General features: G+C 60.0%; 15 protein-coding genes and 1 pseudogene. 12 read left to right on the forward strand and 4 right to left on the reverse strand.

The features are described from left to right. Positions 1 to 13: 13 nt before the first annotated feature. Positions 14 to 379, forward strand: a complete 366-nt coding sequence (gene rplT, locus ACVBAU_RS03350; protein WP_093731492.1) for a 50S ribosomal protein L20 — start codon at positions 14 to 16, stop codon at positions 377 to 379. A 61-nt stretch (positions 380 to 440) separates the two neighbouring features. Here rplT and ACVBAU_RS03355 read toward each other — a convergent pair whose 3' ends face one another. Beyond that, positions 441 to 1,664 (reverse strand): YbfB/YjiJ family MFS transporter, encoded by a 1,224-nt coding sequence (locus tag ACVBAU_RS03355; protein WP_138924432.1) that lies wholly within the window; start codon positions 1,662 to 1,664, stop codon positions 441 to 443. Between the two features lie 138 nt (positions 1,665 to 1,802). Here ACVBAU_RS03355 and pheS point away from each other — a divergent pair. From pheS to mscL, 6 genes and pseudogenes are all read left to right on the forward strand, one after another. After that, positions 1,803 to 2,875 (forward strand): annotated as a pseudogene (gene pheS, locus ACVBAU_RS03360) (phenylalanine--tRNA ligase subunit alpha). After that, the gene (locus ACVBAU_RS03365) at positions 2,876 to 3,409 is read left to right on the forward strand and encodes a hypothetical protein (RefSeq protein WP_448327891.1); all 534 of its coding nucleotides are present in this window, start codon (positions 2,876 to 2,878) and stop codon (positions 3,407 to 3,409) included. It begins immediately after the preceding pseudogene. A 187-nt stretch (positions 3,410 to 3,596) separates the two neighbouring features. Continuing rightward, a complete protein-coding gene (locus ACVBAU_RS03370) occupies positions 3,597 to 4,400 on the forward strand; it encodes an alpha/beta hydrolase family esterase (RefSeq protein ID WP_448327893.1) in 804 nt (267 codons plus the stop codon). Between the two features lie 83 nt (positions 4,401 to 4,483). Beyond that, a complete protein-coding gene (gene pheT / locus ACVBAU_RS03375) occupies positions 4,484 to 6,883 on the forward strand; it encodes a phenylalanine--tRNA ligase subunit beta (RefSeq protein ID WP_138924428.1) in 2,400 nt (799 codons plus the stop codon). Positions 6,884 to 6,899: 16 nt separating this feature from the next. Then, a complete protein-coding gene (locus ACVBAU_RS03380; protein ID WP_138924427.1) occupies positions 6,900 to 7,349 on the forward strand; it encodes a YtoQ family protein in 450 nt (149 codons plus the stop codon). A gap of 159 nt (positions 7,350 to 7,508) precedes the next feature. Then, positions 7,509 to 7,940 carry a large conductance mechanosensitive channel protein MscL gene (gene mscL, locus ACVBAU_RS03385; protein WP_138924426.1) on the forward strand — a complete coding sequence of 144 codons (432 nt, stop codon included), beginning with the start codon at positions 7,509 to 7,511 and terminating at the stop codon, positions 7,938 to 7,940. 71 nt (positions 7,941 to 8,011) lie between these two features. Here mscL and ald read toward each other — a convergent pair whose 3' ends face one another. Then, the gene (gene ald / locus ACVBAU_RS03390) at positions 8,012 to 9,130 is read right to left on the reverse strand and encodes an alanine dehydrogenase (protein WP_448327896.1); all 1,119 of its coding nucleotides are present in this window, start codon (positions 9,128 to 9,130) and stop codon (positions 8,012 to 8,014) included. A gap of 144 nt (positions 9,131 to 9,274) precedes the next feature. Between ald and ACVBAU_RS03395 the strand changes: the two genes are divergently transcribed. After that, positions 9,275 to 9,736 carry an Lrp/AsnC family transcriptional regulator gene (locus ACVBAU_RS03395; protein WP_448327897.1) on the forward strand — a complete coding sequence of 154 codons (462 nt, stop codon included), beginning with the start codon at positions 9,275 to 9,277 and terminating at the stop codon, positions 9,734 to 9,736. On the opposite strand, the gene trhA is transcribed toward ACVBAU_RS03395, so the two are convergent. Both trhA and rpsU read right to left on the reverse strand, forming a co-directional pair. Then, a complete protein-coding gene (gene trhA, locus ACVBAU_RS03400) occupies positions 9,733 to 10,383 on the reverse strand; it encodes a PAQR family membrane homeostasis protein TrhA (protein WP_138924423.1) in 651 nt (216 codons plus the stop codon). The genes ACVBAU_RS03395 and trhA overlap by 4 nt on opposite strands. A 156-nt stretch (positions 10,384 to 10,539) precedes the next feature. Next, complete coding sequence (gene rpsU, locus ACVBAU_RS03405; RefSeq protein ID WP_005851231.1) at positions 10,540 to 10,746, reverse strand: 30S ribosomal protein S21; 207 nt, start codon at positions 10,744 to 10,746, stop codon at positions 10,540 to 10,542. Between the two features lie 113 nt (positions 10,747 to 10,859). Here rpsU and ACVBAU_RS03410 point away from each other — a divergent pair, with 113 nt between their 5' ends. The 4 genes from ACVBAU_RS03410 (at position 10,860) to ACVBAU_RS03425 (ending at position 14,033) form a co-directional block, all read left to right on the forward strand. Continuing rightward, positions 10,860 to 11,558: a COQ9 family protein gene (locus tag ACVBAU_RS03410; protein ID WP_448327901.1), complete on the forward strand. Its 699-nt coding sequence runs from the start codon at positions 10,860 to 10,862 to the stop codon at positions 11,556 to 11,558. 83 nt (positions 11,559 to 11,641) lie between these two features. After that, positions 11,642 to 12,367, forward strand: a complete 726-nt coding sequence (locus ACVBAU_RS03415) for an energy-coupling factor ABC transporter ATP-binding protein (protein ID WP_335744865.1) — start codon at positions 11,642 to 11,644, stop codon at positions 12,365 to 12,367. Further along, complete coding sequence (locus tag ACVBAU_RS03420) at positions 12,342 to 12,938, forward strand: CbiQ family ECF transporter T component (RefSeq protein WP_448327903.1); 597 nt, start codon at positions 12,342 to 12,344, stop codon at positions 12,936 to 12,938. The genes ACVBAU_RS03415 and ACVBAU_RS03420 overlap by 26 nt, the downstream gene beginning before the upstream one ends. Positions 12,939 to 13,040: 102 nt before the next feature. Continuing rightward, entirely contained in the window at positions 13,041 to 14,033 is a 993-nt protein-coding gene (locus ACVBAU_RS03425; RefSeq protein ID WP_448327905.1) for an NAD(P)H-quinone oxidoreductase, read from the forward strand. Positions 14,034 to 14,047: the final 14 nt, after the last annotated feature.

Raw genomic sequence — 14,047 nt, forward strand, 5'->3', positions numbered from 1 at the left:
TAGGAGAGCCGATATGTCCCGTACAAAAGGTGGTGTGGTCACCCACGCCCGTCACAAAAAGGTAATCAAGGCAGCCAAAGGTTACTACGGCCGTCGCAAGAACACCTTTAAGGTCGCCCGTCAGGCGGTCGACAAAGCCAACCAATACGCCACGCGCGACCGTAAGAACCGCAAGCGGAACTTCCGCGCATTGTGGATCCAGCGGATCAACGCCGCTGTGCGCAGCCACGACGAAGCACTGACATACAGCCGCTTCATCAACGGTCTGTCCTTGGCTGGTATCGAAGTGGACCGGAAGGTTCTGTCCGACCTGGCAGTCAACGAGCCCGAAGCATTCGGTGCCATCGTAAAGCAAGCACAAGACGCACTGGCCGCATAAGCGCCCTTTGACGATCCAGAGTTTTAGAATGCCGCCCTGACACCGGGGCGGCGTTTTTCGTTTAAGCGGGGTCTTGCGCCGTCAGGGGCTTTTGAAAGGCAACGACAGCCGCCCCCATCAGCAGGATCGCAGCTGCGACCAGCAGGCTCGATCCGATGTTGCCGGTCAGATCCCCCAAGGCACCGGCGGCAAAAGGGCCTGCGGTCTGCGCAACGGCAAAGACAACGGTGAACAGGCTCATGGCGGCGGCCCAGCTTTCTGCGGGCAGGTTCTGGCGGATAAAGCTGGTGATCGCGCTTGGGGCCATGAAAACGCACAGCCCGAAGACGATAGCCGAAATCACAACGGCCCCGCCTGCGGGCAAGACCAGCGGCAGCGCCGACCCGATTGCGATACCGGTCAGGATCATCGCCAAGGGCTTGCCGGAGGCGTGCTGCGCCAACACTCCGCGCCACACAAAAGGCGAGGCGATCAGGGCCACCCCCATGATGATCCACACAGCCGAGATCAGCAGCGCTGGCGCCTGCTGGTCGGTCATCCATGCCGACAGGAATGTCAGATACACGATATACCCCATAGCAAAGCCGATATAGCCTGCCAGCTCTTTCCAGATCAGGCGTAGCTTGATGCCGCCCGCTGCCGTGTTGCGTTGCGCAGGGACCGACAGCCGCGCCGCGGCCCATAGGGACAGGGGCAGGCAGGCCACGCTGATTGCGCCGATGATATACCAGCCATAGCGCCATGATCCGGTGCCCCAGACTTCTATCATCAGGGGCAGGGACGCCCCCGCCAGCATGATCCCGATGCCGCCCCCCGCGCCGAACAGGATCGCAATCGCCAGCGCATTGCGCCGGGCATCGCCGGGAAACAGCCGCGCGGTCAGCACGCCAGCGGTAGAGAATGACATCGCCCCGAACACGCCTGCCGCGAACCGCCAGAAGGTTTGCCAGCCCATTGTCGCCTCGTATCCCGTGGCCAGCAGGGTCAGCGTGGTCGCGACCATACCAAAACTGAACAGCCGCGCCGGCGCGATGCGCCCGATCAGCAGCAACGTCAGCACCGCGCCAATGATATAGCCAAGCGCATTCGCCGTGTTCAGCCAGCCCGCTTGCGCATAGGTCCAGTCCAGCTCGGTCTTCATCGCGGGCAGGATTAGCCCGTAGGCAAAGCGTGCAAACCCGTTGGTGACGGTCACCCCGAGCGTCAGTCCCAGAAGCGCCAGCCAAGGCCGTGTGACGGGTCGGGGAAGCGTCAGGTTACCTATGGGGGGTGAAGTCTCTGCCACGCTCTGCTCCCTTTTGGTGGTTTGCCGCACTATGTGCCCGCAGTTTCGGCATCACAAGACCCGCATCAGATAGCCCTGCCGCTTGTATTCGGGCCCAATTCTGCTAGCACCAGCCCGAGCAAAAGACATGAGGCCGATATGGACGACCTGAAAGCGAAATATCTGGGCCAGATCGCTGGTGCCGCCGACGAAGCCGCGTTGGAGGACATCCGTCTGACCGCGGTGGGTAAAAAGGGCGAAGTCGCCCTGAAGATGCGCGAGTTGGGCCGCATGACGCCCGAAGAACGCCAGACGGTCGGGCCAGCGCTAAATGCGCTCAAGGACGAGATCACATCGGCCATCGCCGCCAAGAAAGCCGCTTTGGGCGATGCCGCACTTGATGAACGCCTGCGCAGTGAATGGCTGGACGTCACACTGCCCACGCGCGCGACGCGGCAGGGCACGATTCACCCCGTCAGCCAAGTGACCGAAGAAGTGACCGCGATCTTTGCCGAGCTGGGTTTTTCCGTCGCCGAAGGGCCGCGCATCGACACCGATTGGTATAACTTCGACGCGTTGAACATCCCCGGCCACCACCCTGCGCGTGCCGAGATGGATACGTTTTATATGGCGCGTGCGAGGGCGACGACCGTCCGCCCCACGTGCTGCGCACCCACACCAGCCCCGTGCAAATCCGCACGATGGAAGCCGAAGGCGCGCCCTTGCGCATCATCTGCCCCGGTGGCGTGTACCGTGCCGACTATGACCAGACCCACACACCGATGTTCCATCAGGTCGAAGGTCTGGCGATCGACAAAGACATCTCTATGGCGAACCTGAAATGGACGCTCGAGGAATTCTTTAGCGCGTTCTTCGAGGTCGAGGGTATCAAAACCCGCTTCCGCGCCTCGCACTTCCCCTTCACCGAACCTTCGGCAGAGGTCGACATCCAGTGTTCCTGGGTCGACGGCCAGCTGCGCATCGGCGAAGGCGACGGCTGGATGGAGGTGCTGGGCTCCGGCATGGTCCACCCCAAGGTGCTGCAAGCGGGCGGGATCGACCCGAACGAATGGCAGGGCTTTGCCTTTGGCATGGGCATCGACCGCATCGCGATGCTGAAATACGGCATCCCCGATCTGCGCGCGTTCTTTGATTCAGACCTGCGCTGGCTGCGGCATTACGGGTTTGCGAGCTTGGACCAGCCGACGCTGCATGGTGGTTTGAGTAGGTAGATGTGGTGGACGTTGGCAGCGGCATTGGTTGCCGCAGGAACTGCTTTACTAATCGCCTTTGTTGCATACCCTTATCAAAAGAAGAAAGACCGGAAGCTCAAAGAGCATAGTGAAAAGCTAGCTGCATATCAGCGCTTTGTTTTTGCTGTCACCTCCCACCACTCTTTGCTTGCAAGTAGTCTATATGAGGGGGAAGACCGCGGAATAATTGCGGCTTATCCAAACGTGGTTGCTGCAAGCTATGAGGTAATTTTTTACGGACCGCCGGGTGTTATCTCCGCATGCCAAAAATACCTCGAAACCTTGTTGGAATACCAAAACTACGTGTTGGGTGCGCTGGGGTCTGAGAAACATGCTCGTGCTAGCAAAGAGCATCCGAAGGGGCGCGAAGCATTCATACCATCATCACAAAGAGCAAGAAGATTCGCCATTTTGGCTATCCGAAAAGACATTGCTGATGAAACTGATGAGGCGGCTCAAGTTGCAATAAATGCTTTTTTCACAATGACACCCGTGGAAGAAGAAACAGCATAAAATGCTACGGGTTTTATTCGAGGAGAGTTTGAAAGCCGTCGCTTACTTAGCAGAAGTAATTATGCATAGCTATCAACGCCCACAGATCAATTAAGGCATAGCTTTAGTTGGCCCAATAATACAATCCATCTCGGTTTTTGCGGGATACAGAACTAAATAAGATTAAAATTCGCTGTAAGGTACGCCGGTGAAATACCTCTCGCTTCTGCTCTGTTTGTGTCTGCTCCTCGCCTCGCCCACCACCGCCCAGTCCCTCCCGCCCTGCGGCGGCGATACGGTCTGCAAGGTCGGTGACCGCAGCTACAGCATCCTGATGCCCGACGACTGGGACGGCGTGACGCCTTTGCCTGTTATGATGCATTTCCACGCTTTCCTGCGGCGTGGGCGTACCGTGATCAACCATCCGCGTATCGGGTCTGAAACAAAGCCGCGTGGCGTGATGCTGGTCGCCCCTTCGGCGCAGCATCGGGCGTGGCGGTTCTGGCAGGAAGATCCGGCGGATATCGACTTTGCCGACGCGGTGCTGGCGGATGTGGCCAAGCGCTTTCCGGTGGATCAAAGCCAGATTTACATCTCGGGGTTCAGTTTCGGGGCGGCGATGGCGTGGCGCTATGCCTGCGCGCGCGGCGACAGGATCGCGGGGCTGATGACCATGTCGGGGACCATCAAGCAGGCCAGCACCTGCGCCAACCCGCCGCGTCAGGTGCGCCATGTGCACGGGCTGAACGATCTGTGGATGAGCCTGCCACGCGGACCGGACCATGATGCCACCAACGTCGTCGCGCTGTGGCGCAAGGCGCTGCGCTGTGGCGCAGGGCGGCTGGACGGTGCGCTGACGCTGGCGCCGGGGGTCGAGTTCGCGCATTTCACGTGGGACACCTGCGCAGGCAATCGTAGCGTCACACTGGACATCCACACAGGCGGGCATTTCATCCCGACAGGATGGCTTGGCTACCAGCTGGACGGGTTGATGTCCAAAACACCGGGCTAGGCGCAAAACGCACCCGCACCGCATTGAAACCGCGCCGATTAAACGCTACGCCCTAGCGCAAGCATTGCATGAGGATCACCGCCATGAAATTCACACTGTCCTGGCTGAAGGAACATCTCGACACGACCGCGTCGATTGATGAAATCACCTATGCGTTGACCGATCTGGGTCTCGAGGTCGAAGGCGTCGAGGATCGCGGCGCAAAGCTGGCGGATTTTACGCTGGGCTACGTGCAGTCGGCTGAAAAGCACCCTGACGCGGATCGCTTGCAGATCTGTCAGGTGGATACCGACGAAGGCGTCCAGCAGATCATCTGCGGTGCACCGAACGCGCGTCAGGGCATCACCGTGGTCGTGGCGAAACCGGGCGTTTATGTGCCGGGCATCGATACAACAATTGGCGTTGGCAAAATCCGTGGCGTCGAAAGCTTTGGCATGATGGCCTCCGAGCGCGAGCTTGAACTGTCCGAAGAACATGACGGTATCATAGAGCTTCCCTCGGGCAACGTCGGCGACCGTTTCATCGACTGGCTGGCGGAAAATGACCCCGCCAAGGTCGACCCCGTGATCGAGATCGCGATTACCCCCAACCGCCCCGATGCTCTGGGAGTGCGCGGGATTGCCCGCGATCTGGCGGCCCGTGGTTTGGGCAAGCTGAAACAGCGCGATGTGGCCGCAGTAGAGGGGCAGTTCCCGTGCCCGATCACCGTGTCGATTGACGATGACACGCTGGATCAGTGTCCGGTGTTCTACGGCCGCGTGATCCGTGGCGTCAAAAACGGCCCGTCGCCCGTCTGGTTGCAGGACAAGCTGCGCGCCATCGGGCTGCGGCCGATCTCGTTCCTTGTCGATGTGACGAACTTCTTCACCTATGACCGCAACCGCCCGCTGCACGTGTTTGACGCCGATAAGGTCGCGGGCAACAGCCTGCGCATCCACCGCGCCAAGGGCGGCGAGACGCTGATGGGGCTGGACGACAAGGAATACACCTTCAGCGAAGGCATGACCTTGATTTCGGACGCCGAAAAGGTCGAAAGCATCGCGGGTGTAATGGGCGGCGCGGAAAGCGGCTGTTCCATGGACACGGTGAATGTGTTTGTCGAGGCGGCCTATTTTGATCCGGTCCGCACCGCCTACACAGGGCGCGCGCTCAAGATCAATTCCGATGCGCGCTACCGGTTCGAACGGGGCATCGACCCCGAATGGACGCCCTATGCCATCGAACATGCCACGCAGATGATTTTGGACATCGCGGGCGGCGAAGCGTCCGAGGTCGTGGTGGCCGGTAAGGTGCCAGACTTTTCCCGCGCCTATAAGCTGGACGCCGCCCGCGTGCAGTCGCTGGTGGGGATGACCATCTCGGAGAGCGAACAGCGCAAGACACTGACAGCGCTTGGCTTCCGGCTGGAAGGCGATATGGCCCATGTGCCAAGCTGGCGCCCCGATGTGCAAGGCGAAGCCGATCTGGTCGAGGAAGTCGCGCGGATTGCCTCGCTGACCAAGCTCGAAGGACGCCCCTTGCCGCGTTTGACCGCCGGCGTGCCCAAGCCTGTCCTGTCGCCCATGCAGCGCCGCGAGGCCATCGCGCGCCGTTCTTGCGCCGCGTTGGGCTATAACGAATGTGTGTCCTACAGCTTTATCGATCAGCCATCCGCCGCGCTGTTTGGTGGCGGCACCGATGACACCCGTCTGGAGAACCCGATCAGCACCGACATGAGCCACATGCGCCCGTCGCTGTTGCCCGCGTTGTTGCAAGCCGCTGCCCGCAATCAGGCGCGTGGCTTCCCCGATATGGCCCTGTTCGAGGTCGGCCCTGTGTTCACCGGCGGAGAACCGGGCGACCAGCATTTGCAAATCAGCGGTCTTTTGATCGGTCGTACGGGCCCCAAAGACGTGCATGGGGCATCGCGCCCTGTCGATGTGTTCGACGTAAAGTCGGATATCGAGGCGGTGCTTGCCTCTATCGGTGCCCCGACCAAAGTGCAGATCAACCGCAACGGGTCCGACTGGTTCCATCCGGGCCGTCACGGTCAAATCTGCCTTGGCCCGAAAAAGGTGCTTGGTGTCTTTGGTGAAATTCACCCGCGGGTGCTGGCGGCGATGGATGTGAAAGGGCCTGCAATGGGCTTTACCATCTGGCCCGCCGAAGTGCCTTTGCCGCGCAAAGCGGGATCCACCCGTCCGGCGCTGAACGTCAGCGCGCTGCAAGCGGTTGAACGCGACTTTGCCTTTGTGGTGGACGCGGAGGTGGATGGGCTGACCTTGGTCAATGCGGCGATGGGGGCGGACAAGGCCCTGATCGACGATGTGCGCGTGTTTGATGAATTTATCGGCGGGACTTTGGGCGAGGGCAAAAAATCGCTCGCGCTGACCGTGCGGATGCAACCCAGCGACAAGACACTGAAAGACGCGGATATCGAAGCTGTGAGTGCCAAGGTGATCGACAAAGTCACCAAAGCCAGCGGCGGCGTGCTGCGCGGTTAAAGCGAACGGAGGCGGTATGACGTTGCATGTTTATCTATCGGGTGAAATCCACACCGACTGGCGCGATCAGATCATTGATGGCGCGGCGGAGCTGGATGTCGTGTTCACCGGCCCTGTCACCGACCACGCGGCCAGCGATGATTGCGGTGTGGCTATTCTGGGTGCCGAGGCGGACAAGTTCTGGCACGACCGCAAGGGTGCTCAGCTGAACGCGATCCGCACCCGCAAGGGCATCGAAGAGGCGGATGTCGTCGTCGTCCGCTTTGGCGATCAGTACAAACAGTGGAACGCGGCGTTTGATGCGGGTTATGCGGCGGCTCTGGGGAAATCTTTGGTCATTCTGCATGGCGCTGATCATGCGCACGCGTTGAAGGAAGTCGACGCTGCAGCGATGGCAGTTGCCGACGACCCCGCGCAAGTCGTTCAAATCTTGCGCTATGTCCTGACGGGCAACCTACCCGTATAGCCAGACGCTGGCGCGGATTGCGCGGTTTTCGCCTCCATGCAGGGGAAAACTGTGCTTAGTCGACAAAAAGACCTCGCTCGTTTGAAAACCTGTGCTAACGCATCTGCAGTATGTCGTGCGACGTAACAGGCACGGCTTTTAATCTTGCGAGGGACGAATATGCTTCAAGAATTCAAGGATTTCATTGCCAAGGGCAATGTGATGGATCTGGCGGTGGGTATCATCATCGGTGCCGCATTCACGGCGATCGTGAGCTCGCTGGTCAGCGACCTTATCAACCCTGTCATCGGTCTGGTGCTTGGGGGCGTTGATTTCACCAGCATGTATGTCGTGCTGTCCGGCGATGTGCCCGCAGACTCCGGGCTGGATGCCGCCCGCGAAACCGGTGCTGCGATCTTTGCCTATGGCGCGTTCATCACCGCCTGCATCAACTTCCTGATTATCGCCTTTGTGGTCTTTATGCTGGTTAAATTTGTCAACCGGATCAAATCGTTGGCAGAACGCCCCGATGATGTGGCACCAGAGGTGGCAACCGGCCCGAGCCAGTTGGACGTGCTGCTGCAAATCCGCGACGAGCTTGCCAAAAAGTAAGTCCGGCTCAACTGTCGAAATCTAAAAGGCCCGCAGGTTCACTGCGGGCCTTTCCTTGTTGTCGCGATCGCTTAACCGGCGATGGCTTGATCGGCAGTGATCGCCTCTAGTCCAAGCGCTTCGGCCACGGCGGCATAGGTCAGCTGGCCCGCATGGACATTCAGCCCCGCCTTGAGGTGGGGATCGTCGGCGCAGGCTTGCTTCCAGCCTTTATCCGCAAGCGTCAGCATGAAGGGCATCGTGGCATTGCCAAGCGCGATGGTAGAGGTCCGCGCGACCGCGCCGGGCATGTTGGCAACGCAGTAATGCATGATGCCGTCGACCTCGTACACCGGATCTTGGTGCGTGGTCGCCTTTGATGTTTCAAAGCAGCCGCCTTGGTCAATGGCCACGTCCACCAGCGCTGCGCCGGGCTTAAGCTCGGACAGTTGCGCGCGGCTGATCAGTTTCGGTGCTGTGGCTCCGGGGATCAGGACGGCGCCGATGATCATGTCGGCCTCGCGCGCCAATTCGATGGTATTCCCCGCCGAGGCATAAGACGTGCTGAAAACGCCGCCATAGATATCATCCAGATAGCGCAGGCGCGGCAGGGACCGGTCAAGCACGGTCACATCCGCGCCCATGCCCGCTGCGATACGGGCCGCATGGGTGCCAACAACGCCACCGCCGATCACGACCACGCGGGCGGGGCCAACACCGGGCACGCCGCCCAGCAAGACGCCGCGCCCTCCATTGGCTTTTTGCAGCGTCCATGCCCCCACCTGCGGGGCCAGACGGCCCGCGACTTCGGACATCGGTGCCAGCAGGGGCAATCCGCCATTGCGGTCGGTAACGGTTTCATAGGCGATACACGTCGCACCAGAAGCCAGCAGATCTTTTGTCTGTTCGGGGTCAGGGGCGAGGTGTAGATAGGTGAACAGGATCTGCCCCTCGCGCAGCATCTTGCGTTCTGCCGCTTGGGGTTCCTTGACCTTGACGATCATGTCGGCGCTGGCGAATACCTCTTGTGCAGTGGCAAGGATTGTCGCGCCGGCATCGGTATATGCTGCGTCATCAAAGCCCGCGCCAACGCCGGCACCGGTTTCTATAACGACCTCATGTCCCTTGGTCACCGCCTCGTAGGCGGCGTTCGGCGTCATGCCGACGCGAAATTCCTGTGGTTTGATTTCTTTCGGGCAACCGATTTTCATACTGTTTGGCCTATTAAAAGGGTGAATGTGGTTTACGGTACGCCTCTGATTGCGCAATTAAGCACGGTTTACGCTGCGCTCTCCCTTGCTCTGTTCGAATAAAACGTTGTATTTGTGCCATTCCACGCGAAAGTATTGTGTAGCATGAACCTTGACGACATTGATCGCCGCATCCTGACCGCCTTGCAACGCAACGGGCGTATGTCAAATTCCGACCTGTCGGAAAAGGTACACCTGTCGGCCTCGGCCTGTCACAGGCGCGTGCAGCGGCTGGAAACCGACGGCTACATCCGCGATTATGTCGCCCTGCTGAATCCACGCAAAATGGGGGTGCCGACAACGGTGTTTGTCGAGATTACGCTACAGGGGCAGGCGGATGAGGTGCTGGACGCCTTTGAAAAAGCGGTCGCGCGTATTCCCGATGTGCTGGAATGTCATCTGATGGCAGGGGCGGCGGATTATCTGCTCAAGGTCGTGGCCGAGAACACCGAAGACTTCGCCCGTATCCATCGTCAACATTTGGCGCGGTTGCCGGGCGTCGGGCAGATGCAATCAAGCTTTGCGTTGCGCACCGTGTGCAACACCACGGCGCTGCCGGTCGGTTAACCCGCAGGCGGAAACAGCGCCATCCAGATGCCCACAAACATCGCGATTCCGCCGATGTTCACCCACGCGTGCCAGATCGCATAGCGAAAACGCATGGCACGGCGCACATAAAATCCGACACCGATGACGTAAGCCAAGGCACCCACTATGATGCTCCAGAGCGTCGCCAGCGGTACGCCTGTCAGGTCCGGCAAGGCGCCTAGGCCAACGGCACCAAGACCCAGGTATGACGCGGTAGACCATTTGCCCTGCACCTGCGGGTCGGTGATTTTTTTATACATCGCGATCAGGGCCAGCCCCCATGACACACAAAGCAATGTGATCGTCCATGTGGTGCCCGCCTGCACGAAGAACGGGGTAAAGGTACCTGCAATACTGGGGTAGATCGCGGCGTGGTCAATCCGGCGCATCAGCTTGCGGGCGTCATGCCACGGCGCGAAGTGATAGGCGCAGGACGCGAGGTTCGACACCAGCGCACACAGGACATAGACCGTCACTGCGACGGTCACGCCCGTGGTCAGTGACGTGGCGGTTTTCACCACCAGCGCGCCGCCCGCGCCCAGAATCAGTGCCAAGCCGACAAGGTGAACGATCAGATCAGCCCGCCGGTGTGTCGGGGCAACGCTGGGGTAGGTTGGCTGGGTCATGGTCTGTCCTGTGTCGTGGCCGTTCCGCGATAGGCGCAGTCGCGGGGCACTGTCCACCGTACCGGTACGTCACCACAAAGGCGAAGGCGGACAAAAGAAAACCCCCGGCACCTAAAGGTAACGGGGGTTCATATCCTTATGCGTCGCTTGGATGATTTACATCATGCCTTCGCGCTGCAATTTTTTCCGTGCCAATTTGCGGCTACGGCGGATCGCTTCGGCTTTCTCGCGTGCTTTTTTCTCGGAAGGCTTCTCGAAATGTTGCTTGAGCTTCATTTCACGAAACACACCCTCGCGCTGAAGTTTCTTCTTCAGGGCGCGCAGCGCTTGATCGACGTTATTATCGCGAACACTTACCTGCATGTGGTTTTCACCACCTTTCTAGTTTGAAGTTGCAAGGATTTGCAGGAGCTGGCCATATAGCAACTGAAACCTATATTGTCTAGAGCAAAGCCAATCACCTTGAGGAGGCCGCTATGACGAACACGTCCCAGACACCGAAAGAGCAACTGCTGGATGCTGCACTGATCCATGTCGCGTTTGACGGCTGGTCAGAGACAACGTTCAAGGCCGCTGTCCGCGACACAGGCATGGACCCGACCGTCGCCCGCGCCGTTTGTCCGCGTGGTGCCGTTGATCTGGCCGTTGCCTATCACAAACGCGGCGATCAGCAGATGATTGACCGCATGAAGTCCGAAGACATGAGCCAGATGAAGTTCTCGGCCAAGGTCGCCGCCATGGTCCGCTTCCGGCTTGAAGCTGCGACAGACAAGGAAGCGGTACGTCGTGGGACAACTCTGTTTGCCCTACCGCAATATGCACCCGAGGGGGCCAAATTGGTTTGGGGTACTGCCGACGCCATATGGAACGCATTGGGCGACACGTCCGAAGACGTGAACTGGTACACCAAACGCGCCACGCTGAGCGCGGTCTATTCCTCGACCGTGCTGTTCTGGCTGGGTGACACTAGCGAAGGCCATGCAGAGACATGGGCCTTCCTTGATCGCCGGATAGAAAACGTGATGCAGATCGAAAAGGTCAAGGCGCAGGTCAACAGTAGCCCCACGCTGAGCATGCTGATGGCGGGGCCCAACTGGTTGCTTTCCCACGTAAAAGCGCCCTCGCGCACGGCGCGCAGCGACCTGCCCGGCAGCTGGGGTGGGCCGCGCTCTTAGGCTGGCTTCACTCGTCAGGTCAGACCTGCTAGGTGCTGCGCGTCCGCACCCGGCGCGGGCGCGGCTAGTTGGTATTCACACACATGCAACCGTTTCTGATTGATCTCGATGACGTCACCTACACGCCTGACGGCGTCAATGTGCTGTGTGATGTGACACTGCGAGCCTCCGAGCGGCGGATAGGTATCGTGGGGCGCAACGGGTCGGGTAAGACATCTCTTGCGCGGGTGTTGGCGGGGCTGGTGGCACCGTCGTCGGGCAAGCTGCGGATCAACGGGGTGGATGTGGTCAAGGATCGCAAGGCCGCGCTGCGTCAGGTCGGTATCCTGTTCCAGAACCCCGATCACCAGATTATTTTTCCCACAGTCGAGGAAGAGATCAGCTTTGGTCTGACGCAGCTTAAGCAATCACCGAAAGAGGCGGCGCAGAAAACGGCAGATATCCTCGCCCGCTTTAACCGTAGCCATTGGGCCAAGGCGGCGATTCATCAGCTATCGCAGGGGCAGCGGCAACTTGTTTGTCTGATGTCGATCCTCGCCATGGAGCCGCGTTTGATCATCCTCGACGAACCGTTTGCGGGGCTCGATATCCCGACGATGCTGCATCTGACGCGGGTATTGCACGCGGTAGAGGCGCATCTGATTCACATCACCCATGATCCCGCGCATCTTGCCACCTATGACCGGATGGTCTGGATTGATCAGGGGCGGATTGTGCAGGACGGGACGGTGCCGGACGTGACCGACACCTTTGTGGCAAAGATGCATGATATCGGGGAAAGCGATGATTTCACTCACCTCACCGGTTGAGACTCGCGCCCACGGTTGGCCCGCGGGGGCCAAGCTGGCGGCGCTTTGTATCGCAACGATGGGGCTGTTCAGCCTGACCTATCCTGCGCTTCAGGCGGCGGCACTGGCGCTGACCCTGCTGCTTTACGCGTTGCCGGGGTGGCGCTTTTTCAAGGTCGGACTGTCGCGGCTGCGGGTGTTGTTGCCGTTCGTCGTGCTGATCATGGTATGGCACATCATCACCAACGACGTCATGGCGGGCGCGACAATTACCCTGCGGATGATGACGGCGGTGGCGCTGGCCAATCTGGTGACGATGACGACAAAGCTGGCGGAGATGGTGGCGGTGGTGACATGGTTGACCACACCGCTGCGCCGCCTGGGCATCCAAACCCGCGCCATCGAACTGGGCATCGCTCTGGTGATCCGCTTTACACCCGTGCTGGCACAAAAAGGTCAGTTGCTGGCGCAGTCTTGGCGCGCGCGGTCGACCAAACGGGTCGGCTGGCGGATGATCATTCCGTTTGCTGTGCTGGCAATTGATGACGCTGAACATGTGGCCGAGGCGCTGCGCGCCCGCGGTGGGTTGTGACGCGGAACACCGTGCCGGCCTGACGTCTGTCAGTTCGCATTGTATGCCGCGAAATCCGTGCCTATGGTGCGGCAACGCAGATTTACGGAGGAGACGTAGACAATGACAGACACAATGCGCGCGATAGAAATCACCAAAGCGGGTGGTCCCGAAGTGCTTCAGCCGACAGACCGGCCGATGCCGCAGCCAGCCCACGGGCAGGTTGTGATCAAGGTGGCGTATGCCGGTGTGAACCGCCCCGATGCGCTACAACGCGCTGGCATGTACGCACCGCCCCCCACCGCCAGCGATCTGCCGGGCCTTGAAGCGTCGGGCGAGGTGTTCGCGGTAGGCGAAGGCGTTAGCGGTCTGGCCGTGGGCGACAAGGTTTGCGCATTGCTGCCCGGTGGTGGCTATGCGGAATATGTCGCAACGCCCGCCGCCCATTGTCTGCCCGTGCCCAAAGGCATGAGCATGAAAGAAGCCGCCTGCCTGCCCGAAACCTTCTTTACGGTCTGGTCCAACGTGTTCATGCGCGGCGGTCTGAAAGCGGGCGAGCGTTTCTTGGTGCACGGCGGGTCGTCGGGCATCGGGACGACAGCGATCCAGCTGGCACGCGAATTCGGCGCACGGGTCTTCGCCACGGCGGGCACAGACAGCAAGTGTGACGCCTGTGCGAAACTGGGGGCCGAGGCCGCGATCAACTACCGCGACACGGATTTCGTTGACGTGCTGAAAGCCGAAGGCGGCGCGGATCTGATTCTCGATATGGTCGGTGGCGATTACATCCCGCGCAACCTTCAGGCGCTGGCCGAGGACGGTCGCCTTGTGCAGATCGCTTTCCTTAGCGGACCGAAGGTAGAGGTGAACTTTGCCACGCTGATGACACGCCGTCTGACGATGACAGGCAGCACCCTGCGTCCGCAAAGCGATTTGGCCAAGGCCAAGATCGCCGAAGAACTGCGCGAAAAGGTCTGGCCGCTGCTGGACGCGGGCAAGATATCTCCGGTGATGGACAGCGAATATGCCTTCGAGAACGCAAGCGAGGCCCACGCCCGCATGGAAACGAGCGGCCATATCGGCAAGATCGTGTTGAAAGTTGACGCCCACGCGTAACCGGCAAGCAATGA

The sequence above is a fragment of the Sulfitobacter sp. M13 genome (assembly GCF_053474885.1).

What these genes read in the sequence shown, in the direction of transcription:
- pheT (WP_138924428.1), top strand. Translation starts at nt 4,484, where the DNA reads ATGAAATTCACACTGTCCTGGCTGAAGGAACATCTCGACACGACCGCG.
- trhA (WP_138924423.1), bottom strand. Translation starts at nt 10,383, where the DNA reads ATGACCCAGCCAACCTACCCCAGCGTTGCCCCGACACACCGGCGGGCT.
- mscL (WP_138924426.1), top strand. Translation starts at nt 7,509, where the DNA reads ATGCTTCAAGAATTCAAGGATTTCATTGCCAAGGGCAATGTGATGGAT.
- ACVBAU_RS03425 (WP_448327905.1), top strand. Translation starts at nt 13,041, where the DNA reads ATGACAGACACAATGCGCGCGATAGAAATCACCAAAGCGGGTGGTCCC.
- ACVBAU_RS03415 (WP_335744865.1), top strand. Translation starts at nt 11,642, where the DNA reads ATGCAACCGTTTCTGATTGATCTCGATGACGTCACCTACACGCCTGAC.
- ald (WP_448327896.1), bottom strand. Translation starts at nt 9,130, where the DNA reads ATGAAAATCGGTTGCCCGAAAGAAATCAAACCACAGGAATTTCGCGTC.
- ACVBAU_RS03420 (WP_448327903.1), top strand. Translation starts at nt 12,342, where the DNA reads ATGATTTCACTCACCTCACCGGTTGAGACTCGCGCCCACGGTTGGCCC.
- ACVBAU_RS03365 (WP_448327891.1), top strand. Translation starts at nt 2,876, where the DNA reads ATGTGGTGGACGTTGGCAGCGGCATTGGTTGCCGCAGGAACTGCTTTA.
- ACVBAU_RS03410 (WP_448327901.1), top strand. Translation starts at nt 10,860, where the DNA reads ATGACGAACACGTCCCAGACACCGAAAGAGCAACTGCTGGATGCTGCA.
- rplT (WP_093731492.1), top strand. Translation starts at nt 14, where the DNA reads ATGTCCCGTACAAAAGGTGGTGTGGTCACCCACGCCCGTCACAAAAAG.
- ACVBAU_RS03395 (WP_448327897.1), top strand. Translation starts at nt 9,275, where the DNA reads ATGAACCTTGACGACATTGATCGCCGCATCCTGACCGCCTTGCAACGC.
- rpsU (WP_005851231.1), bottom strand. Translation starts at nt 10,746, where the DNA reads ATGCAGGTAAGTGTTCGCGATAATAACGTCGATCAAGCGCTGCGCGCC.
- ACVBAU_RS03380 (WP_138924427.1), top strand. Translation starts at nt 6,900, where the DNA reads ATGACGTTGCATGTTTATCTATCGGGTGAAATCCACACCGACTGGCGC.